Origin of the sequence: Lacimonas salitolerans (assembly GCF_042677865.1) — a bacterium.
Taxonomy (GTDB): Bacteria; Pseudomonadota; Alphaproteobacteria; order Rhodobacterales; family Rhodobacteraceae; genus Lutimaribacter; species Lutimaribacter salitolerans.
Window position 1 is genome coordinate 218,024 of the sequence record NZ_JBHUDD010000027.1, and the last position, 20,202, is coordinate 238,225.

The 20,202-nt window shown below is 65.4% G+C and carries 21 protein-coding genes and 1 riboswitch; of the genes, 8 read left to right on the top strand and 13 right to left on the bottom strand.

From position 1 onward, the window contains the following. Positions 1–90: 90 nt before the first annotated feature. Positions 91–299, bottom strand: a riboswitch (cobalamin riboswitch). Between the two features lie 122 nt (positions 300–421). The 8 genes from ACFTOW_RS03535 to ACFTOW_RS03570 all read right to left on the bottom strand — a co-directional run bounded on the left by ACFTOW_RS03535 (position 422) and on the right by ACFTOW_RS03570 (position 7,835). After that, positions 422–736, bottom strand: a complete 315-nt coding sequence (locus ACFTOW_RS03535) for an HPF/RaiA family ribosome-associated protein (RefSeq protein ID WP_379913117.1) — start codon at positions 734–736, stop codon at positions 422–424. Positions 737–856: 120 nt separating this feature from the next. Next, on the bottom strand, positions 857–1,651 hold the full coding sequence (locus tag ACFTOW_RS03540) for a crotonase/enoyl-CoA hydratase family protein (protein WP_379913119.1): 795 nt from the start codon (positions 1,649–1,651) through the stop codon (positions 857–859). A gap of 27 nt (positions 1,652–1,678) precedes the next feature. Further along, positions 1,679–2,767, bottom strand: a complete 1,089-nt coding sequence (locus ACFTOW_RS03545; RefSeq protein WP_379913121.1) for a CaiB/BaiF CoA transferase family protein — start codon at positions 2,765–2,767, stop codon at positions 1,679–1,681. Between the two features lie 103 nt (positions 2,768–2,870). Beyond that, a complete protein-coding gene (locus ACFTOW_RS03550) occupies positions 2,871–3,680 on the bottom strand; it encodes a carbohydrate ABC transporter permease (RefSeq protein ID WP_379913123.1) in 810 nt (269 codons plus the stop codon). Next, positions 3,677–4,549: a carbohydrate ABC transporter permease gene (locus ACFTOW_RS03555; protein WP_379913125.1), complete on the bottom strand. Its 873-nt coding sequence runs from the start codon at positions 4,547–4,549 to the stop codon at positions 3,677–3,679. The genes ACFTOW_RS03550 and ACFTOW_RS03555 overlap by 4 nt, the downstream gene beginning before the upstream one ends. Before the next feature lie 60 nt (positions 4,550–4,609). Then, positions 4,610–5,893, bottom strand: coding sequence for an ABC transporter substrate-binding protein (locus ACFTOW_RS03560; RefSeq protein WP_379913270.1), 1,284 nt, complete (start codon positions 5,891–5,893; stop codon positions 4,610–4,612). Positions 5,894–5,895: 2 nt separating this feature from the next. After that, positions 5,896–7,056: an ABC transporter ATP-binding protein gene (locus ACFTOW_RS03565; protein ID WP_379913127.1), complete on the bottom strand. Its 1,161-nt coding sequence runs from the start codon at positions 7,054–7,056 to the stop codon at positions 5,896–5,898. Then, complete coding sequence (locus ACFTOW_RS03570) at positions 7,053–7,835, bottom strand: DeoR/GlpR family DNA-binding transcription regulator (RefSeq protein WP_379913129.1); 783 nt, start codon at positions 7,833–7,835, stop codon at positions 7,053–7,055. The genes ACFTOW_RS03565 and ACFTOW_RS03570 overlap by 4 nt, the downstream gene beginning before the upstream one ends. Before the next feature lie 98 nt (positions 7,836–7,933). Between ACFTOW_RS03570 and ACFTOW_RS03575 the strand changes: the two genes are divergently transcribed. The 8 genes from ACFTOW_RS03575 (at position 7,934) to ACFTOW_RS03610 (ending at position 16,115) form a co-directional block, all read left to right on the top strand. Next, positions 7,934–9,517: a S1C family serine protease gene (locus ACFTOW_RS03575; protein WP_379913131.1), complete on the top strand. Its 1,584-nt coding sequence runs from the start codon at positions 7,934–7,936 to the stop codon at positions 9,515–9,517. 156 nt (positions 9,518–9,673) lie between these two features. Beyond that, positions 9,674–10,576: a LysR family transcriptional regulator gene (locus ACFTOW_RS03580; protein ID WP_379913133.1), complete on the top strand. Its 903-nt coding sequence runs from the start codon at positions 9,674–9,676 to the stop codon at positions 10,574–10,576. A gap of 84 nt (positions 10,577–10,660) precedes the next feature. Continuing rightward, entirely contained in the window at positions 10,661–11,485 is an 825-nt protein-coding gene (locus tag ACFTOW_RS03585) for a putative hydro-lyase (protein WP_379913135.1), read from the top strand. Between the two features lie 22 nt (positions 11,486–11,507). Continuing rightward, a complete protein-coding gene (locus ACFTOW_RS03590) occupies positions 11,508–12,545 on the top strand; it encodes a TRAP transporter substrate-binding protein (protein ID WP_379913137.1) in 1,038 nt (345 codons plus the stop codon). Positions 12,546–12,566: 21 nt separating this feature from the next. Further along, complete coding sequence (locus tag ACFTOW_RS03595; protein WP_379913139.1) at positions 12,567–13,115, top strand: TRAP transporter small permease subunit; 549 nt, start codon at positions 12,567–12,569, stop codon at positions 13,113–13,115. Beyond that, positions 13,112–14,395: a TRAP transporter large permease gene (locus tag ACFTOW_RS03600; protein ID WP_379913141.1), complete on the top strand. Its 1,284-nt coding sequence runs from the start codon at positions 13,112–13,114 to the stop codon at positions 14,393–14,395. Before ACFTOW_RS03595 ends, ACFTOW_RS03600 begins: the two co-directional genes overlap by 4 nt. Next, positions 14,392–15,114 (top strand): 5-oxoprolinase subunit B family protein, encoded by a 723-nt coding sequence (locus ACFTOW_RS03605; RefSeq protein ID WP_379913143.1) that lies wholly within the window; start codon positions 14,392–14,394, stop codon positions 15,112–15,114. The genes ACFTOW_RS03600 and ACFTOW_RS03605 overlap by 4 nt, the downstream gene beginning before the upstream one ends. Next, entirely contained in the window at positions 15,111–16,115 is a 1,005-nt protein-coding gene (locus ACFTOW_RS03610) for a 5-oxoprolinase subunit C family protein (protein ID WP_379913145.1), read from the top strand. Before ACFTOW_RS03605 ends, ACFTOW_RS03610 begins: the two co-directional genes overlap by 4 nt. A 6-nt stretch (positions 16,116–16,121) precedes the next feature. Here the strand turns inward: ACFTOW_RS03610 and ACFTOW_RS03615 are convergent, their stop codons facing one another. The 5 genes from ACFTOW_RS03615 to ACFTOW_RS03635 form a co-directional block, all read right to left on the bottom strand. Then, positions 16,122–17,243 carry a beta-ketoacyl-ACP synthase III gene (locus tag ACFTOW_RS03615; protein ID WP_379913147.1) on the bottom strand — a complete coding sequence of 374 codons (1,122 nt, stop codon included), beginning with the start codon at positions 17,241–17,243 and terminating at the stop codon, positions 16,122–16,124. Between the two features lie 69 nt (positions 17,244–17,312). Next, a complete protein-coding gene (locus tag ACFTOW_RS03620) occupies positions 17,313–18,272 on the bottom strand; it encodes a 2-hydroxyacid dehydrogenase (RefSeq protein ID WP_379913149.1) in 960 nt (319 codons plus the stop codon). Beyond that, positions 18,272–18,610 carry a tRNA-binding protein gene (locus ACFTOW_RS03625; RefSeq protein ID WP_379913151.1) on the bottom strand — a complete coding sequence of 113 codons (339 nt, stop codon included), beginning with the start codon at positions 18,608–18,610 and terminating at the stop codon, positions 18,272–18,274. Before ACFTOW_RS03625 ends, ACFTOW_RS03620 begins: the two co-directional genes overlap by 1 nt. Then, complete coding sequence (proC, locus tag ACFTOW_RS03630; protein WP_379913153.1) at positions 18,603–19,418, bottom strand: pyrroline-5-carboxylate reductase; 816 nt, start codon at positions 19,416–19,418, stop codon at positions 18,603–18,605. Before proC ends, ACFTOW_RS03625 begins: the two co-directional genes overlap by 8 nt. A 106-nt stretch (positions 19,419–19,524) precedes the next feature. Beyond that, on the bottom strand, positions 19,525–20,025 hold the full coding sequence (locus ACFTOW_RS03635) for a type III secretion system chaperone family protein (protein WP_379913155.1): 501 nt from the start codon (positions 20,023–20,025) through the stop codon (positions 19,525–19,527). Positions 20,026–20,202 lie beyond the last annotated feature (177 nt).

The window sequence follows — 20,202 nt, forward strand, 5'->3', positions numbered from 1 at the left end:
ATTTCGTGCGGAAGGACGCATGCCCCCCGTCACGGTGAAAAGTGCCACCACAACGGAAAGGACCGTTATCCACGGCGCGCCCCGCGCCCGGATAGGGTGATCACTCTGGCAGGTCTCCTGACTTGCGGGTCGCAGCTTTGCCGGGCCTTCCCGTCGCGCATCTGGCGCAACAGTGGCATATGCCGGCATCGCTCACCGCTTACAGTTGCGGGGGCAGTCACGGATTTGGGGATCTCCCCGCACCGTGTTCCCTTTTAACCGAACGACGAGTCGCCCGGACCAAAGCCATTTCTGGATACCGAAAGTTTCAGGACGTGGGAAGGGCAAAGGCGACATCGCCATCCTCGGTTGCGTCATTGCAACGATGGCCGCGCCTTTGCCGGGGGATGCGGCGGGGCGTTCGCGCCCCGCCAGAGCAGGATCAGCGCGCGGCCAACTTGCCGAACTCGCTGTCCAGCAGCGCGCGGATCTTCTTGCCGGCCCCGCGCAGGGCGGCGGCAACATCGGCATCCGCATGGGTGACGGTCTGCGGCTGCATGCCCTCGGGCCGCGCCTCGACCTTGCACTGGATATCGTCGGGGCCACCCTTGGCGCCGTTCACGTCCACCAGATGCACCTCGATCCGGGTCAGGCGGCTGGTCAGATGCCCCAGGGCCCCGGTGATCGTGTCCTCCGCGATCTCGGCCAGACGGTCGTCGCCCTCGATATTGGAGTCGGTGTTCAGTTGAAACTGCATCTTTGTGCCTCCTGCAATTGGGTGGGCCGGTCTGGCCCCTGATCCATGTTTACAGGTAGGGACGAGCGGCGCGGATTTACAGGGTGATGCGCGACGATACGCCGGTCCATCTCAGACATCTCAGTCGGGGCGCACCCGCGCGGCGGTCTTGTTGGCAAACGCCTCAAGCCGCCCGCGCGAGTCCGGCTGGGTGTTGACGATGCCCGCCACCACGGATTCGGCATAGGCCGCATCCAGCGCCGACATGTTCTGCATGTGGCTGATGGCCGAGCAGATGGCAAAGTTCGACAGCGGCGGATTGGTCGCGGCGGCGCGCGCGATCTCCAGCGCCTTGGCCTCGGAATCCTCGACCAGATACTGCGCCAGCCCGACGCTGATCGCCTCGTCACCTTTGTACACACGGCCCGTCAGCATCATGTCGATCATCCGCGCCTTGCCCACCAGATCGGCCACCCGGATCGTGGCACCGCCGCCGGTGAACAGGCCGCGCTGCCCCTCGGGCAGGGCGAAATAAGTGCTGTGATCGGCCACGCGGATATGCGCGGAACTGGCCAGTTCCAGCCCGCCGCCCACAACGGCCCCTTTCAGCGCGGCGATGATCGGCACGCCGCCGTATTCCATCTTGTTGAACGCCTCGTGCCAGCGCAGGCACAGGTGCATGAATTCCTCGGGGCGGCGATCTTCGGTGTGGTGCTCGACCAGGTCCAGCCCGGCGCAGAAATGCGTGCCCTCGCCGCGCAGGATCACGGCGCGCGCGCCCATGCGCGGCAGGCGGCTGAACACCTCGACCAGTTCGTCCACCGTGGCGGCGTTCAGCGCGTTGCGCTTGGCGGCACGGTTCAGCGACACGGTCACGATGCCCTCGTCGTCCACTGCCAGGGCGAGGTTTTCAAGCTGGAAACTGTCAAAATTCATGGTCTGTCCTTGTTGGTCTCGTGTCGGTCAGCCCTTGCCAAGCTCGGCAAGGATCGCGTCTGTGTCCTGCCCGCGCGTGGGCGCGGCGCGTGCGCGGGGTGGTGCCTGCCCGTCAAACCGGGGGGCCGGTGCGGCTTGCATCATGCCGCCATCCTGCTGCCAGATCCCGCGCGCGGCGATATGGGCATCCTGCGCGGCACGGTCGGGCGGGTTCACCGGGGCCACGCAGGCATCGCTGCCGTCAAACAGCGCCACCCAATGCGCCTGTGGCTGGCTGGCAAAGATCGCGGCCAGCCGCTCGGTCTGCGCGGGCCATCTGGCCGGCTCGAACTGCGCGGCAAAGTCGGGGTCATCCGACAGGCCCAGCTTTTGCAGGAAGATCGCATAGAACTTGGCCTCAAGGCTTTGGACCGAGATGAACTGCCCGTCGGCGCACGGGTAGCAGCGGCTCCAGTGCGGACCATCCAGCAGGCTTTGGCCCCGCGTCATCGACAGCCCCCCGGCAGCGCCCAGCGACATCAGCAGGTTCATCATATGGGCCGAACCATCGACGATGGCCGCATCCACCACGGTGCCCTGCCCGGTGCGCCCGGCGCGGATGATCCCGGCCAGCATCCCCGCCACCAGATACAGCGCCCCGCCGCCGATATCGCCTGCCATCGTGGGCGGCGTGAACGGCGGCTGCCCGGGCGGTGAGGCATACCAAAGCGCGCCAGACAGCGCGACATAGTTCAGGTCATGCCCCGCCTGCTGGCTGCGCGGCCCGTCCTGCCCCCAGCCGGTCATCCGGCCATAGACCAGCGCGGGGTTCAGCGCATGGGCGGCCTCGGGTCCAAGGCCCAGACGCTCCATCACGCCGGGGCGGAACCCCTCGATCAGGCCATCGGCCCGCGCGATCAGGCGTTTGACCACGTCCAGATCGCCGGGGTCTTTCAGATCCAGCGCGATCGCGCGTTTGCCGCGATCCAGCAGGTTGCGCGCGGGTGCCCCCGGCGCGCTACCGCCGCCCTTGCGGTGCACCACGATCACATCGGCCCCCAGATCGGCCAGCATCATGGCGGCAAAGGGGCCGGGGCCCAGTCCTTCGATCTCGATGATGCGGATACCGTCCAGCATGGCCCCTCCCCCTGCGCAGCTTGCCGCATTAACGGCATCTGCGCGGGGGGTTGCAAGCCGGGCGGCAAAAAATGACGCAAGGTAGGCGCGGCGCACCCGCCCGCTACTTGATCCCTGCGCGCATGAAGCTTTGCACGAACTGGCGCTGGAACAGCAGGAACGCGATCAGCAGCGGCGCCGATGTCATCAGCGTGGCGGCATTGATCACCGCCCATTCGATGCCGGAATCGCTGGTCGAGAAAATGCTCAGTCCCACGGTCACGGGCCGGGTCTCGACCGAGTTGGTGACGATCAGCGGCCACAGGAAATTGTTCCAGTGATGGCTGACCGACACCAACCCGTAGGCCAGGTAGATCGGCTTGGCCAGCGGCACATAGACCCGCCACAGGATCGTCAGAGGCCCTGCGCCCTCGATCCGGGCGGCTTCGTCCAGCTCTTTCGGCACGGTCATGAAGGTCTGTCGGATCAGGAACACGCCAAACCCCGACGCGACATAGGGCAAGGCGATGGCCGCGATGGTATCGACCAGCCCCAGCGCGCCGATGGTGCGGTAATTCTCGACGATCAGGATGTCGGGCATCACCAGCAGTTGCAGCAGCACCAGCGAAAACAGGATGTCGCGCCCCGGAAAGCGATAGCGCGCAAAGCCGTAAGCCGCCAGCGTGCACAGCACGAACTGGCACACCACGATGCCGGTCACAAGGATGAAGGTGTTCAGGAAATACCGCGCAAACGGGGCCGCGTTCCACGCCTTTGCAAAATTCTCGACCGTCAGCGGCGCGGTCAGCACGAACCGCGCCTCGAACTCGGACGGATGCACCGCCGTCCAGATCGCATAGACCAGCGGCAGCACCCAGACGATGGCCAGAACCACCGCGCCGGTGGTCATCAGGATACGGTCGAACCCGGTCATTTGTAATGCACCCTGCGGTCGAACAGGAAAAACTGCCCGATCGCCAGCACCCCCAGCAGTGCCAGCATCGCCACGGTCAGCGTCGCGCCATAGGCGGTGTCCCAGAACCGGAACGAGGTTTCATAGATGTAATACAGCAGCAGCGACGACGCATTGTCCGGCCCGCCCCCCGTCAGGATGAAGATGTGATCGACCAGCCGAAAGGCGTTGATCACCGCGTTGATCGACACGAACAGCGTGGTCGGCATCATCAGCGGAAAGGTGATGCGGCGAAAGATCGTCCAGCCGCCCGCGCCTTCGATCCTTGCGGCCTCGGCCAGTTGCGGCGGGATGGCCTGCAACGCGGCAAGGTAGAAGATCATGAAGAACCCCGCCTCTTTCCAGATCGACACCACGATGATGGCCGCCAATGCGGTATCCGGACTGCCCAGCAGGTTTGTCTGGCCATAGCCAAAGGCCCCCAGCACCTGATCGATCAGGCCGAAACCGGGGGTGTAGAAAAACAGCCAGATGTTCGCCACCGCGATTAGCGGCAGAACCGTCGGCGTGAAATAGGCCATGCGCACCAGCGACCGCCCCGCAAAGGCGCGGTTGACGAACAGCGCCATGGCGATGGACAGCGCGATGGAAACCGGGATGGTGCCCAGTGCGAACCACAGATTGTTGACCAGCACCTGCCAGAACACCGGGTCGCCGATCATCCGCTCGTAATTGTCCAGCCCCACGAACTCGGATGGGCGCCGCCCGCGCGGGGTGGAAAAGAAACTGTTCCAGACCGTCGTGACCGCAGGCACATGGGTGAACAGAAAGATGAACGCCAGCGCCGGGGTCAGCAACAGCCAGCCATGTATCCATTGGCGCGACAGCATCGGGGCGTCCTTTCAAGGTAGGGAAACGGGCGGGCCAGCGCGGCCCGCCCGCAAGGTCATTCAGCGATAGGCGGCCAGGATCGCGTCTGCCTGCGCCTGCGCCTCGGCCAGAGCCTCGGCCGCCGGTTTGGTGCCTGTGATGGCCGCGGCCAGCGCATCGTTGAAGATCTGCGTGATGCGCTGGTTTTCATAGGTCGACAGCTCGGCCACCGCATGCTCCAGCTGATCGCGCGCCACCAGAACGGCGGGGAAGTCGGCGGCATAGTCTTTCATCGTGTCGGTTTCCCACGTTGCAGGGCGCGGCGCGACATAGCCGGTTGCCATGGTCCACTTGGCCGACTGCTCGGGCAGGGTGATCCACTTGATGAAATCAACGGCGGCGGCCAGTTGCTCGTCGCTGGAACCTTCGAACAGGTAGAAGTTGCCGCCACCCGTGGGCGCGCCGCGACGCTTGTTGGCAGGCAGCATGGCCACGCCGAAGTCGAACGGCGCGTTGTCGCGCACGTTGGTCAGGTTGCCCGTGGTGGTCCACATCATCGCGGTCTGGCCCTCAAAGAACGCCTTGGGGGTGGCGCCCCATTCCACGATGCCGGGCTCCATCACGCCATGCTCGGTCGACAGCGACACCAGGTATTCCAGCGCCTCGACCACGGCGGGGTCGTCGAAATTGGTCTCGTTGCCGTCCGAATTGGCCAGGATCACGTCGTTCTGCGTGGTCAGACCCTGAAACAGCCAATAGGGAAAGCCCGAGGTCGGAATGCGCACGCCCCACTGGCTGACATTGCCGTTGTCGTCCTTCCTGGTCAGGGTCTTGCCCATCTCGACCATCTCTTCCCAGGTCGCGGGGGGCGTTTCGGGGTCAAGACCGGCCTCGGCAAACGCTTCCTTGTTCCAGTACAGAACCGGGGTCGAGCGCTGGAACGGGATGCCATAGGTCTTGCCGCCGGTCTGGCTGTTTTCCATGAAGGCGGGGTAAAAGCCGTCCAGCCATGCGCGGTCTTCATCGGTGGTGATGAAATCGTCGAACGGCAGGATCAGCCCTTCGTCCAGCAGGGTGAACATATCCGCCGACAGCGCCACCGAAAGCTGCGGGGCATTGCCGCCGCGCGCCGCGGTGATCACCTTGGTGATCGTGTCCTGATAGCTGCCGGCATAGACCGCATCGATGCTGATGTCGGGGTTGGCGGCCAGGTATTCATCGGTCAGCGACTGGATGACTTCGGCCGCGCCGCCGCCGACGGCGACGGGGAAATAGAATTGCAGGTCGGTGGCACGCGCCGGTGCCGCCGCAGTGATGGCAAGTGCGGCCGCAGCAGCCGCGCCTTTGAGGATATTGGCAAGCATGGTCATGGAGTCCTTTGGTTGAGAACGGGCGCATCCGCGCCGGGAGTGGCCACCGGCAGTCCGGTCCGGGCCAGCAACGACACCGGGTCGGGCACGGTAACGCGCGCCCCCGTCCCGGCATCGAAGAGGTGAAAATCATCCGCCGCGACCGCAATCGCAGCCGTGCCGCCGGGCGCGGGCATGGCATGGCCCGGCACCCGCATCAGCACCGGCGCATCGCCGATGCGCCCCTGCACCAGCGCATCCGCGCCCAGGTATTCCGCGCCGGTCACGGTCATCGTCAGCGCGGCAGGGCCATTGGTCGGACCGGCGGCCGGGTGCATCGCCTCGGGGCGGATGCCCACCAGCACCGAGGCGCCCAGCGCCTGTTCCAGCACCGCACCCGCCTGCCCCAATGCGGCGGCGGGGATCAGGTTCATCGGCGGCGTGCCGATAAAGCGCGCGGCAAAGGTCGTGGCGGGCCGTTCATACAGCGCCTCGGGCGAGGCCGCCTGCTCCACCCGACCGGCATTCATCAGCACCACCTGATCGGCCATGGTGATCGCCTCGACCTGATCATGGGTGACGTAGATCATCGTGAATCCCAATTCGCGCTGCAACGCGCGCAGCTCGGTCCGCATGGTCTGGCGCAGCTTGGCATCCAGGTTCGACAGCGGCTCATCCATCAGGCAGATCGAGCGTTTGGCAATCACCGCCCGCCCCAGCGCCACGCGCTGCTGCTGCCCGCCCGACAGCGCGGCGGGCTTGCGGTCCAGCAGATCGCTCAGCCCCAGCAGGGACGCCACACGCTCCAGCCGGTCCTGCCGTTCGGCGCGTTTCACCCCGCGTGTGCGCAGGCCGAAGATGATGTTCTCCGCCACGCTCAGATGTGGAAACAGCGCGTAGGACTGGAACACCATCGACAGGTCGCGCTTGTCCGCCGGTCTTTTGGTCACATCCGCGCCGCCGATCAGCACCCGGCCCGCGCTGGCCGCCTCCAGCCCCGCAACGATGCGCAGCAAGGTGGATTTGCCACAGCCCGACGGGCCCAGAAGCGCGGTAAAGCTGCCCGGCGCGACATCCACGCTGACACCGTCCAGCGCCGTTGTGTCGCCCCAGCGTTTCACGATCCCGTCCAGCCGCACCGCGCGGCCCGCCGCTCCCTGCGTCATTGCCTGTGTCATGCAACCTCCTGCGCGATGTGCAGGGCGGTGCCCCGCGCCGCCAGCGCCCGCGCCAGCGCGTCGGGCGGGGTCACGTCGCAGATCACCTGATCGACATCGGTGATATGGCCGCCGCGCACATGCGCCGCCCGCCCGAACTTGGTGCCATCCAGCAACAGCACCGACCGGCGGCAGTTGCGCAGGATCGCCAGCCGCGCCGCCACCTCTTCCTCGGTGAAATCCAGCAGCGTGCCATCCTCGGCCACCCCCGCCACGCCGAAGAGGCCGATATCCACCTGATAGCGCGCAAAGAATGCCTGCGTCTGCGGGCCAAGAATGTCGCGATCACCGGGCCGCACCGTGCCGCCGGGCACATGCACGGTCCAGCCTTCACGGTCGCAGGCAAAGATCGCGATGTTCAGGTTGTTGGTCACAACCGTCAGGTCAGTCTGATCCTGCAGGGCCTGCACGGCAAATTCCGGCGTCGTGCCGATCGACACGGCAATCGACGCACCCGACGCAACCTCGCGCGAGAACATCTGCGCGATCCGGGCCTTGGCCCCTTCGTTCAGGCTGCGCCGCGCACCATAGCCCAGATTGCCCGCGCGCGGGGCCTCGACCCCGCCATGCACGCGCCGCAGCATCCCGCCCTCGCACAGCAGATTGACATCGCGCCGGATCGTCTGGGTCGACACGCCATAGATCTGCGCAAAGCGCTCGATGGTCACATGACGCTCGTCATGCACACGGCGCAGCATGTCGCTCTGCCGATCCGAAAACCGCTTGGCCTGCCAGTCCATCCCGCTCCCCCGCAATCACACAGGAAGGAGTTTCATGCTCAGATGAACCTCAAGGCACATTCATATGAAAGGTTTGTGAAGTTTTGACCGGGTGCGACTTGTTCGCCTTCCAGACAGCCAGAGCCACCTTATCGCCTTCAAAACACCCGCTCTCCGCCTTTCTTGAAATTCGAAAATCATGTAACGTTTTAAAGAATTTCGTCTCGATACACCGCCTGAAAGTTCTTCCCTTATTTCTAACGGGAACCTTGCAAATGATGCGTCTACTTTGTCTTCTTGGCCTCATCCTTGCTCTCGCCTTGCCGCCAACACGGGGGGCAGCACAGGACTACGCTCAGCTTTTCCGGAGCTTTGAGGCACGGTTGCTGACACAGCAGGACAAGAGATTCCTGCAAACCGCGCTCGCGTTCGAAGGTCACTATAGCGGTCTACTGGACGGCGATTGGGGCCGCATCAGCCAGCGCGCGCTGCAAGACTACACCTTGCAGACCTTTGGGACTCCGGCCGAAGACTGGCACATGGCGTTTCTGGCTTGGTCCTTTTTTGACAGGTACCAACAGGATGGATGGGATATGCGGTATTTCGCACCCATGGGCATGTCGGTGCTGTTACCGGACAAAACATTGATCAACGATCCGCCCTCGAACAACTTCGTAAATCTACGACATGCGCGGAGCAGCCTGTCCATATCGCTGGGAATTCTGACCGAGCGTACAGCACAAAGCGTGCATGACTTCACCCTGCGCCAGCATCTATCGAGAACCGAGCCTTACAGAGTGCGAAAACGCAATATCGCCGTCACATCAGTGACCGAATCCGACGGTTCCAGCCTGTACACGCGCTCCAATTTTATCAACGGGGCCTGGTCGACCATCATGCTGTCAGCCGATCAGGGTGACCATGCCGTGTTGATGGCCGTAGCCGCCAGCATCTCGATCGGTAGAGCCGCTCCAATCTCGACAACACCGAATGGGCGCCTTGAACAGGCGATCATGCGCACTACCGCCCTTTTGGAGAACGAAGACTTCGACAACACCCCGGCACCACCCGCCCAAGACACAGCCCGCCCCGAAGGCACGCGATCGGGCAGTGGTTTCATCGTGTCGCCCCAAGGCCACGTCCTGACCAATGCGCATGTGGTGGACGGATGCCAGACCATCACAATTGACGGCACTTCGGCCAAACTGATCGAAAGCTCGGACGACTTTGACCTCGCCCTGTTGCAGTCGACTGGACTGCAGGGCAGGACATCGGCGGTATTCTCAGCCAGTCCGGCCGTGCTGAATTCCGATGTAACGGCGGTGGGTTATCCTTATGCAGGGTTGCTGGGCGGGCTCAATGTCACGCGCGGTGCGGTGTCCTCGCTAAAGGGGTTGGGCGGCGACTCGACCACGATGCAGATAACTGCACCGGTGCAGACCGGAAACTCGGGCGGACCATTGCTCGGGGCGCAGGGTCAGGTGGTCGGAGTTGTCGTCTCCAAGCTCGATGTGTTGAAGATGGTGGAAGTTACGGGCGACATACCGCAGAACGTTAACTTCGCAGTCAGAGGTGAGATTGCAAAACTGTTTCTGGCCCAGAACGGCGTAACCCCGAAACTCGACCTGTCAAATGATCCGATGTCCCCCGAGGCTCTGGCAGCAGCAGCGCAGGATTTCACTGCATTCATTGCCTGTGACTGACAGGCAGGATCTTTCGGCCAACGCGTTCAACTGCCCGAACCGCATCAATCAATAGTCAGCTAAGACCTGACAAACGCACCAGTCCACATTTCGGCCTTGCGCCTGCGCACTGATCTCCCCTCGACAGCGCGGCACCCCTGCCCCACGATGCGCGTCATGAGCCGCATCAATCTTGACCAGTTGAAGACCTTTCTGTGCGTGGTCCGTCAGGGCGGGGTGCGCCGTGCCGCGACCGCCATGCACCTGACCCAGCCTGCCGTCACCGCCCGCATCCGCAATCTCGAAGACAGCCTTGGCTGTGCGCTGTTCGACCGCAGCGGCGGCACCATGCGGCTGACCAAGCGGGGCGAACGCCTGCTGCGCTATGCCGAGGAGTTCGAGCATCTGACCGAACTGGTCGCGCGCGACGTGATCGACCCGGCGGGGCTGGATGGTCACCTGCGCCTTGGCGTGTCCGAGACCATCGCCCAATGCTGGCTGCCGGACCTGATCACGCGGCTGCACCGGCACTACCCCAAGCTCGAGATTGAATTCAACGTCGACATCTCGTCCAACCTGCGCGCAGGCTTGATGGATCAGGAGATTGATCTGGCCATCCTTCTGGGTCCGATCTCGGAACACACGGTCGAGAACATCGACCTGCCGGGGTTCGCGCTGGCCTGGTATGTCGCCGCCGATGCGCCCGATCTGCCTGGCGCGGCCTTTCTGGGCGGGCGGCCCGTCCTGACCTATGCGCGCAACACCCGCCCCTACCGCGAGATCCGCGCGCAACTGATCGCGCAACAGGGGCCGGGCGTGGCGATCTTTCCTTCATCATCCCTGTCGGCCTGCTTTCGGCTGGTCGAGGCGAACCTCGGCGTCGCCGCCCTGCCCCGCGCGCTTGGCGCGCCCTTCGTGGCACAGGGCCGCATCCGCGAATTCGACCCCGGCTGGCACCCGAACCCCTTGCGCTTTACCGCGTCCTACATGGGTGAACCGCGCAGCCAGCTGGCCGAAACCGCCGCGCGCATGGCCCGCGACGTGGCGATGGATTACGACAAGGCGCAGGCCAGCGTATAAGGAATATCTATCACATCCTAGAAATTTTTTCGATTTGCATTTATACCCGGACACAGCGACCCTTGCTGCATGAAGGGAGAGCCGATGGTATCCACAGATCACGACACTCTGCGCCACGCCCCGCTGTCACAGGTCCGCGCAGCGATCCGCGATGGCACCTACCGCGCGCATACTGCCGGGTTGGGTGCGGGATACCTTCAGGCCAATCTGGCGATCCTGCCCTCGGCCCATGCGCTGGATTTCATGCGGTTCTGCCAGCGCAATCCCAAACCCTGCCCGCTGGTCGGGGTGTCGGACACCGGCAACCCGATGATGACAACGCTGGGCCATGACATCGACATCCGCACCGACGTGCCCGCCTATACCATCTACCGGGATGGCACGCTGACCGGCACCGCCACCGACATCGCCGATCTGTGGAGCGATGACATGGTGGCCTTTGCGCTGGGGTGTTCCTTTACCTTTGAAAACGCGCTGATGCAGGCCGGCATCCCGATGTGGCATATCGACAATGACACCACCGTGCCGATGTTCCGGTCGTCCATCGACACCGTGCCCGCCGGTCCGTTCTCCGGCAAGATGGTGGTCAGCATGCGTGCCGTTGCCCCCGGCCATCTGGACCAGGTGCGCGCCATATCGCAGCGGTTTCCGCTAGCCCATGGCGGCCCGGTGCACTGGGGCGATCCCGCCGAAATCGGCATCCATGATCCGCAGCGCCCCGACTGGGGCGATCCCGCGCCCATCCCCGACGGCCATGTGCCCGTGTTCTGGGCCTGCGGCGTGACACCCCAGGTGGCGCTGGAATCCGCCAGCCCGCCGATCTGCATCACCCATACGCCGGGCCACATGCTGATCACCGATATTCCCGAGGATGCGGAAACCGCTATCCTTTCCCAAACACCACAATAAACCACTCAACAAGGAGAGACCCATGAAACGTCTGCTAACAACCCTCGCCGCCTCGACCGCGCTGGCCGCGCCCGCCATGGCACAGGACCTGTCCGTCGTCGGCAGCTGGTCAGGCCTGCCCCTGCATATCCAGTACGAGGCCCCGTTCTGGTCCGAGACCCTGCCCGCCGCCTCGGATGGCAGCATCAACGTCTCGCTGACCACGCACAACCAGATGAACCTGGGCGTGGGCGACGTGTTCCGCCTGCTGGGCGACGGCGTCTATGACGTGGCGATGACCGTGGCCGATTACGCCGTGGCCGACGCGCCCGAACTCGAAGGTCTGGATGTGCCGCTGGTCGCGCTGACCGCGGACGAGGCGCGTGCGATGGTCGATGCCGCCCGCCCGATGGTGTCGGACATCTACCGCGACCGCTTCAACAGCCACGTTCTGGCCATCGCGCCCTATCCGCCGCAGATCGTGTTCTGCAACGCCGAAGTCAACGGGCTGGACGACATGCAGGGCCTCAAGGTGCGCGGCTCGGGCCGGATGACCGCCAAGTTCCTCGAGGCGCTGGGGGCCGAAGGCGTCAACGTGGCCTTCTCCGAAGTGCCGGGCGCTTTGCAAAAGGGCGTGGTGGATTGCGCCGTCACCGGGGCCGGGTCGGGCTATTCCGCCGGCTGGTGGGAAGTGTCCACCCACCTGATGGCGATCCCGCTGGGCGGCTGGGACAGCGTCGTGACCGCGATCAACCTGGACAAGTGGAACAGCCTTGATGCCGACACGCAGAACCTGATCGAAACCCAGATCAAGGCCGAGTTCGAAGACCCCGCATGGGCCACCGCGCAGACCGCGCTGGTCGATGACATCGCCTGCCTGACCGGCAACGGCGACTGCCCCGCGGGCGAGGCACGCGACATGACACTGGTCGAGGTCAGCGACGAGGATTTCGCCCGCGCCCGCGAGGTGCTGGTGGAACAGGTTCTGCCCGAATGGGCCGAGCGCGCGGGCGGTGACTGGGCCCAGCGCTGGAATGACAGCGTCGGACAGGTCGTCGGCGTGACCATCGCCACCAACTAAACGCAAGAAAGGGCCCCGGCCATGGCAGACACGACCCTTGCAACCCTGCGCAGCCTGAACCGATGGGTGGCCATCGTCATCGGCATCGGCCTGCTGGCCTGCGTCGGGTTCATCCTTCTGGATATCGTGCTGCGTCAGGTCGGGGCCTCTTTCGGCGGCACGGACGAGGTCAGCGGCTATGTCATGGCGATCGCCACAAGCTGGGGCATGGGCTATGCGCTGCTCGAACTTGGCCATGTCCGCATCGACATCCTGCGCGGTCGCGCCCCTGCGCGCGGCCGTGCGCTGTTTGACCTGCTGTCGCTGCTGGTCCTGTCGGCCACCATCACGCTGATCGCCTTTCGGGCCTGGCCGGTGGTGGAACGCTCTTTGAACAACGGCAGCCGCGCCAACACGCCGCTGGAAACCCCGCTCGCGCTGGTGCAATTGCCGTGGTTCGGGGGCTGGGTCTGGTTCGCCATCGTCGCATGGCTGACCTTCATCTGCGCGCTGGTGCTGGTCGCGCGCGGCCAGTTCGACAAATCCGAGGCCGCCATCGGCTGCTTCTCCGAGGCGGAGACCGTGCAATGATCGGCTCGATCACCATCGGGCTTCTGGCCCTGCTGTCGCTGTCGATCCCGGTGGGCATCGTGCTGTTCCTGCTGGGGTTCGGCGTCGATGCCTTCTTTTCGCCCTTTCCGCTGATCCGGGGCCTTGGCAATCTGGTCTGGTCCACATCCAACAACGCCACGCTGATCGCCATCCCGTTCTTCGTGTTGTTGGGCGAGATCCTTGTGCGCTCGGGCGTGGCCACCCGCACCTATGCCGCGTTGGATCGCTGGGTCAGCTGGCTGCCCGGCGGGCTGATCCATGCCAATATCGCCACCGCCACGCTGTTTTCGGCCACCTCGGGCAGTTCCGTCGCCACTGCCGCCACCGTGGCCACCGTCGCCATGCCGCAGGCCGAGAAGCTGGGCTATGACCCGAAACTGTTTTCCGGGGCCATCGCGGCGGGCGGCACGCTGGGCATCATGATCCCGCCCTCGATCAACCTGATCGTCTATGGCTTCCTGACGCAGACCTCGATCCCGCAACTGTTTCTGGCTGGGCTGATCCCCGGACTAGCCCTGGCACTGGGGTTCATCGTGATCACCATGATCCTGTGCATGATCCGCCCCGCCCTTGGCGGCCAGCGCCGGGTGTTCCCACTGGCGCAGATGCTGCGTGCGCTGCTGGACCTGATCCCGATCATCCTGCTGTTCGCCGTCATCGTCGGCACGATCTACAAGGGCTGGGCCACCCCGACCGAGGCCGCCGCCGTGGGCGTCGCCGGGGCGCTGGCCATCGCCGCCGCCTTTGGCGGGGTCAACATGCGCATGATGTCCGAGGCGATGCTGGGTACGATCAAGATCACCGCGATGATCATGCTGGTGGTCATCGGCGCGTCGTTTCTGAACTTCACCCTCGCCTCCGCCGGGCTGGGCCGCGAGCTGCAGGATTTCCTGACCGGGCTGGGCCTGTCGCCCATGGGGCTGATCTTCGTGGTCGTGCTGATCTACATCGTGCTGGGCTTCTTCATCGAAACCCTGTCGCTGATGGTCGTGACCATCCCGATCATCGTGCCGCTGGTGGTGGCGCAGGGGTTCGATCCGATCTGGTTCGGCATCCTGATGATCGTGCTGATCGAAATGGCGCTAATCACACCGCCCGTGGGCCTGAACCTCTATGTGGTGCAGGGCGCGCGGCAATCGGGCACCATGACCGAGGTGATGCTGGGTGCCATCCCCTATGCGCTGGCGATGCTGGCCATGGCCGCGGCGCTGATCGCCTTTCCACAGATCGCGCTTTATCTGCCCAACGCCCTGCGATGACAGTCTGGCCCCGGATACGTCCGGCGGGCCTTGACGGTCTGCTGATCAGCTTTGCCGACAGCCTGTCAGAGCCCGCCAACCGCGCCGCGCTTGCCCTGCGCGCCGCCATCGACGCGGCAGGCTGGCCCGAGGTGCAGGAGACCTCGACCTCGCTGGTGTCCACCTACCTGCGGTTCGACCCGCTGGCACCGGGCGACGTGCAGGGCAGGCTGCACACCCTGCTGGACACGCAGGACTGGTACGCCGCCCCCCTGCCCGAGGGCCGCCGCCTGTGGCGCATCCCCACTCTGTACGGCACCGGACAGGCCCCGCAACTGGACGAGGCCGCGCGCGAGGCAGGGCTGACCCGCGACCAGGCGATCACCGACCTGTCGGAGACCCGCGTGCGCGTGCAGACCATCGGCTTCGCCCCCGGTCAACCCTATCTGGGCGCGCTGCCCGAGGCATGGGATATCCCGCGCCAGACCGCCCTGACCGACAGCGTCCCCATCGGCGCGCTGACCGTGGCGATCCGGCAGCTTGTGCTGTTTTCCGTCACCACCCCCACCGGCTGGCGGCATGTAGGGCAAACCGCGATCCGCCTGTTCCAACCCGACTCTGAAACCCCGTTCCTGCTGCGCCCCGGCGACGAGGTGCTGTTCCCCCCGACCACCGCCGCCGAGCTGGACAACATGCGTGCCGATCCGCAGGGCGGGGCCACCGCAGAGGCGTTGACATGACCGCCCTGACGATCGTACAGGCCGGGCCGGGCCTGACCCTGCAGGACACCGGCCGTCCCGGCTATCTGGCTTATGGGCTGTCACGCGGCGGGGCGGCGGACACTCTGGCACTGGCCGAGGGTGCCGCGCTGCTGGGCCAGTCGCCCGATCTGGCGGTGATCGAGATGGCAGGCATGGGCGGCAGTTTTACCGCCGATGCCGACATCCGCATCGCCTTGACCGGCGCGCCGATGCAGGCCGCGATTGACGGGCAGGCCGTGGCATGGACCGCCAGCCACCTGTTGCCCGCAGGCAGCACACTCACCATAGGCGCGGTGCGCGCGGGGGCCTATGGCTATCTGCATGTGGGTGGCGGCTTTGCCACGCCGCAGACCCTTGGCGCGCGCTCGGCCCATCTGGCGGCGGGCATCGGCGCACGGCTGGCGGCGGGTGACAGCCTGCCGATCGGCGCGGACAAGGGCGGCCAGACTGGCCTGACCCTGCCCCACGACGGCCGTTTTGACGGCGGCACGGTGCGCGTGGTGCCCAGCCTGCAAACCGCCTTTTTCCCCGAGGACGAGATCACCCGGTTCGAGGACACCCGCTTCACCCGCGACAATCGCGGCAACCGCATGGGCGTGCGCGTCGTCCCAGAGGGCGACGGCTTTGCCCCCGAGGGCGGGCTGTCCGTGCTGTCGGAAATCATCGTACCCGGCGATATCCAGATCACCGGCGACGGCACGCCCTTCGTGCTGCTGGCCGAATGCCAGACCACGGGCGGCTACCCGCGCATCGGCGCGGTGCTGCCCTGCGATCTGCCGCGTGTGGCGCAGGCCCCGGCGGGGGCTGTACTGCGGTTTCGCTTCGTCACCGCCCACGAGGGCCTGCAGGCCCTGCGCCGCGAGGCCGAGCACCGCAAGGGGCTGGCGAAATCCGCCACCCCACTGGTGCGTGACCCGGCCACCATCCGCGATCTGCTGGCGTATCAGCTGATCAGCGGCGTGACCGCCGGCGCGGATTAGGCCCGCTCAGGCCCGTTCGACGATCACCGATCCCACGGAATACCCCGCCCCGAACGAACAGATCACGCCCAGATCGCCCGGTTCCATCCCGTCCGAATGCTTGGCAAAGGCGATGATCGACCCGGCCGAGGAGGTGTTGGCGTAATCCTGCAGGATGTTGGGCTGTTCCTCGGGCGCAGGCTCGCGCCCCAGCACCTTGCGCCCGACATAGTCGTTCATCCCCTTGTTGGCCTGATGCAGCCACATCCGGCGCAGTTGCGCAGGCGTGATGCCCTCGCTTTCCAGATGACTCAGGATGTGGTCCGACACCATCGGCACCACCTCCTTGAACACCTTGCGTCCGTTCTGCATGAACTGCATGTCGCGGCGGTCGGCCATGCCATCGGGCCGGTTGCGGCGCAGGAAACCGTTGTTGTTGCGGATGTTGTTGGAGAACTCGGTGGCGCAGCGCGTGCCGCGCACGATCCAGTGCGCGCTCTTTGCATCCTCGGCCCGCTCGACAATCGTGGCGGTCGCCACATCGCCAAAGATGAAATGACAATCGCGGTCGCGCCATTCCAGATGGCCGCTGGTGATCTCGGGGTTGACCACGATGGCGCGGCGCACACTACCTGACCGGATCATGTCGGCCGCCGCCTGTATCCCGAAGGTGGCCGAGGAACAGGCCACGTTCATGTCGAACGCAAAGCCGCCCGCCCCCAGCGCCTGCTGGATCTCGATGGCGATGGCGGGATAGGCGCGCTCCATGTTCGATGCCGCGCAGATCACCAGATCGATGTCCGCCCCGGTCAGCCCCGCCTGCTCCAGCGCGGGCGCGCAGGCCTGCATCGCGATCTCGGTCATGATACCCGGCTCGTCATCGCTGCGCTGGCGCAGATGCGGGTACATGCGCGCGGGGTCAAGAATGCCCTCCTTCTCCAGCACGTAACGCTGCTCGATGCCACTGGCCTTCAGGATGAACCCGGTCGAGGAATACTCCTTGGCCGTCACCTGCCCCGCCACGATCGCCTCGGCGTTTTCGGCGTTGAACAGGTCCACATGAGCGTTGAAGCTCGCCACCAGCTCGTCATTGGTGATCACGTGCTCGGGCGTGTAAACGCCGGTTCCGGTGATGGCTGGCTGATGCATCGGGTCCCCTCCGTCTGGTCGTGCCACATCATCCAAACGGGGCGGCAAGGTCAAGGGCAGCAGGCGAAACTACAGCTTGTTTGGCGGCTCACGCCCGTCGAAATGTGCCACAAGGTTGTCCAGCACCATCATGCCCATGTCCACCCGCACCTCTTCGGCGGCGGTGCCCAGATGCGGCAGCAGCACCACGTTGTCCAGGGCGCGCAGCGCGTCGGGCACCTGCGGCTCGTGCTCGTAGACATCCAGCCCCGCACCGGCGATCTGCCCGGATGTCAGCGCCGCGATCAGCGCCGCCTCGTCCACCACGTCACCCCGGCTGATGTTGACGAAATGCGCGCCGGGCTTCATCGCCGCGAACACATCCGCCCCGATCAGGTGGCGCGTCTCCGCCCCGCCCGGTGTGGCCGCCACCATGATGTCGCAGCGCGCCGCCAGATCGGTCAGGCTGTCCACCTGCGTTGCCGGAAACGCCACCGTCTTGGCCGAGCGGTTGACATACAGCACCTCCATTCCGAACCCGAAATGACAGCGCCGCGCAATCGCCTGGCCGATCCGGCCCATGCCGACGATGCCCACCGTCTTGCCCGTCACATGCAGGCCCAGCATCTGGGTCGGGTGCCACCCTTCCCACGCGCCCGAGCGTACCAGCCGCTCGCCCTCGCCCGCGCGCCGCGCGCTCATCAGCATCAGGGTCATCGCGATATCGGCGGTGGCATCGGTCACCGCACCGGGCGTGTTGGTCACCGTCACGCCGTGCGCGCGGGCGGCGTCAAGGTCGATATGGTTGATCCCCACCCCGAAATTCGCCAGCACGCGACAGCGCGGGCGGCCGAACTCGTTGAAGATCTCTTCGCTGAACTGATCGCCCAGCGACGGCATCATCCCGTCATAGATCGCCAGCCCCGCCCGCATTTCCGAGGGCGTCATCGGCGTCGTCTTTTCGCGCACCGTCAGGTCGAACAGATCATCGGCCCGCGCCAGCACCGCATCGGGCAACCGCCGCGCCAAAAGCACCTTTTTCTGTGTCATCAATGCATCCTGCCGCCCGGCGGCACCTCTTTGTCAGGAGAAATCAACACGATACCGCCCTGAGGGTCGCTGACACCCAGCACCAGAACCTCGGACATGAACGGGCCGATCTGGCGCGGCGGAAAGTTCACCACCGCCATCACCTGCCGCCCGATCAGCCCCTCGGGCGCGTAATGCGCCGTGATCTGCGCGCTGGTTTTCTTCTCGCCCAGCTCGGGTCCAAAATCGATCCACAGCTTGATCGCGGGCTTGCGCGCCTCGGGGAACGGCTCGGCCCGCGTCACCCGGCCGACGCGGATGTCGACGCGGGAGAAATCGTCGAACGTGATCTCAGCCATCGCGCAACGCCTTGCTGCGCGCGGTGGCCGCCGCGACGGTGCGCGCCATCAGGTCCGGCAGGCCCGCCTGCCGGTCCATCAGCACATCCAGCCCCGCCTGCGTGGTGCCGTTGGGGCTGGTGACGTTGACGCGCAACTGCGCGGGCGTTTCCTCCGCCGCCTCGGCCAGGGCGCCTGCCCCCGCCACGGTCGCCTGCGCCAGTTGCATCGCCAGGTCCGGCGCCAGCCCCTGCGCCTCGCCCGCCTGCGCCATGCATTCGATCATGTGAAACACATAGGCCGGGCCAGACCCCGACAGGCCGGTGACCGCGTCCATCTGGTCCTCGCTGTCCAGCCGCACCACCTGCCCCACGGCACGCAGCAGCGCCTCGGCCAGACCCATGTGGGCCGCACTTGCATGGCTGTTGCCGATGATCGCGGTGATCCCGCGTGCCACGGCGGCCGGCGTGTTGGGCATCGCCCGCACGATGGGGGTGCCGTCGCCCAGCACCTCTTCGAACCGCGCAATCGGCGTGCCCGCCGCCACCGACACGAACTGGGTGCGCCCGCCGCCCATCGCCGCCAGCGTGGGCAGCGCATCGCCCATCATCTGCGGCTTGACCGCCACCAGCACCAGCCCCGGTTCGGGCGGCAGATCCTCGTTCAGATGCACGCCGGTGCCCTGCACCCAATCAGTCGGTTTCGGGTCGATCACCCAGACCGAAGCCGCAGGCAGACCGCCCTTCAGCCAGCCCTCCAGCATGGCCGAGCCCATCTTGCCGCAGCCCAGCAGAACCAGCCCGCGCTTTTCCAGATCGTCCATATCCATCGGATGCACCCCCTGCTTTTTGGCGTTGGCGGAGTGTTACTTGGCACCGCGCCGCAGGGCAATGGCCGAAACGGCGGGCCGGCACAGGCCCGCCCGCACGATGCCGTCAGGCCCGCCCGTAGGCCTGCCCGATGGCCACCTGCAACGCATCCTTGGCGGTGCGGTTGCCATAGACCACCAGCTGGAATGCCGGGTAGAACCGCTCGGCGCTCAGCACGGCGGCGCTGATCATGGTGTCGATCTGCTCGGCGCTGGCCATCTGCCCGCCGGACAGCACCAGCCCATAGCGGTACACCATCAGCTTGTGGTCATCCCAATAGCTGAAGCCACCGGCCCAGCACTGGTCATTGGCCGCGTTCAGACATTCGTACAGGGCAGGCAGGCGATCCTCGGGTGGCTCCATCTCAAAGGTGCAGACCATGCGCAGGGTCTCGTCATAGGCCGACCAGGCCAGCGTGATCGAATAGGTGCGCCACTGGCCTTCGACCGCCATGGCGATCTGATCGTCATGCACGCGGTCGAAATCCCAATCGTTCAGATCGGCCAAGTGCTCGACGATGTCGATCGGGTGCAAGTCTTCCTGAAGAAACTGCTCGGACAGGGCCATGACGCCACCTCCTGTTATGCGTAGCGCCGGGGCTTGTCAGCGCCCCAAGCGCTAGCTGCCTGCTCAAGAAACCGGGGGATTTTTCCCTGCTTCTACCAGATATGGTGTGCGTGAAACGCCCCCCTGTAAAGCGAAAACTTGGGGATAACCGCTATATGTTGTGGATGACATGAAAAA

Excerpts from the sequence above, each read along its gene's own strand:
- ACFTOW_RS03540 (WP_379913119.1), bottom strand. The coding sequence starts at position 1,651 with ATGAATTTTGACAGTTTCCAGCTTGAAAACCTCGCCCTGGCAGTGGAC.
- ACFTOW_RS03550 (WP_379913123.1), bottom strand. The coding sequence starts at position 3,680 with ATGACCGGGTTCGACCGTATCCTGATGACCACCGGCGCGGTGGTTCTG.
- ACFTOW_RS03555 (WP_379913125.1), bottom strand. The coding sequence starts at position 4,549 with ATGCTGTCGCGCCAATGGATACATGGCTGGCTGTTGCTGACCCCGGCG.
- proC (WP_379913153.1), bottom strand. The coding sequence starts at position 19,418 with ATGGATATGGACGATCTGGAAAAGCGCGGGCTGGTTCTGCTGGGCTGC.
- ACFTOW_RS03560 (WP_379913270.1), bottom strand. The coding sequence starts at position 5,893 with ATGCTTGCCAATATCCTCAAAGGCGCGGCTGCTGCGGCCGCACTTGCC.
- ACFTOW_RS03635 (WP_379913155.1), bottom strand. The coding sequence starts at position 20,025 with ATGGCCCTGTCCGAGCAGTTTCTTCAGGAAGACTTGCACCCGATCGAC.
- ACFTOW_RS03545 (WP_379913121.1), bottom strand. The coding sequence starts at position 2,767 with ATGCTGGACGGTATCCGCATCATCGAGATCGAAGGACTGGGCCCCGGC.
- ACFTOW_RS03590 (WP_379913137.1), top strand. The coding sequence starts at position 11,508 with ATGAAACGTCTGCTAACAACCCTCGCCGCCTCGACCGCGCTGGCCGCG.
- ACFTOW_RS03600 (WP_379913141.1), top strand. The coding sequence starts at position 13,112 with ATGATCGGCTCGATCACCATCGGGCTTCTGGCCCTGCTGTCGCTGTCG.
- ACFTOW_RS03620 (WP_379913149.1), bottom strand. The coding sequence starts at position 18,272 with ATGACACAGAAAAAGGTGCTTTTGGCGCGGCGGTTGCCCGATGCGGTG.
- ACFTOW_RS03535 (WP_379913117.1), bottom strand. The coding sequence starts at position 736 with ATGCAGTTTCAACTGAACACCGACTCCAATATCGAGGGCGACGACCGT.
- ACFTOW_RS03595 (WP_379913139.1), top strand. The coding sequence starts at position 12,567 with ATGGCAGACACGACCCTTGCAACCCTGCGCAGCCTGAACCGATGGGTG.
- ACFTOW_RS03570 (WP_379913129.1), bottom strand. The coding sequence starts at position 7,835 with ATGGACTGGCAGGCCAAGCGGTTTTCGGATCGGCAGAGCGACATGCTG.
- ACFTOW_RS03580 (WP_379913133.1), top strand. The coding sequence starts at position 9,674 with ATGAGCCGCATCAATCTTGACCAGTTGAAGACCTTTCTGTGCGTGGTC.
- ACFTOW_RS03615 (WP_379913147.1), bottom strand. The coding sequence starts at position 17,243 with ATGCATCAGCCAGCCATCACCGGAACCGGCGTTTACACGCCCGAGCAC.
- ACFTOW_RS03585 (WP_379913135.1), top strand. The coding sequence starts at position 10,661 with ATGGTATCCACAGATCACGACACTCTGCGCCACGCCCCGCTGTCACAG.
- ACFTOW_RS03625 (WP_379913151.1), bottom strand. The coding sequence starts at position 18,610 with ATGGCTGAGATCACGTTCGACGATTTCTCCCGCGTCGACATCCGCGTC.
- ACFTOW_RS03610 (WP_379913145.1), top strand. The coding sequence starts at position 15,111 with ATGACCGCCCTGACGATCGTACAGGCCGGGCCGGGCCTGACCCTGCAG.
- ACFTOW_RS03605 (WP_379913143.1), top strand. The coding sequence starts at position 14,392 with ATGACAGTCTGGCCCCGGATACGTCCGGCGGGCCTTGACGGTCTGCTG.
- ACFTOW_RS03565 (WP_379913127.1), bottom strand. The coding sequence starts at position 7,056 with ATGACACAGGCAATGACGCAGGGAGCGGCGGGCCGCGCGGTGCGGCTG.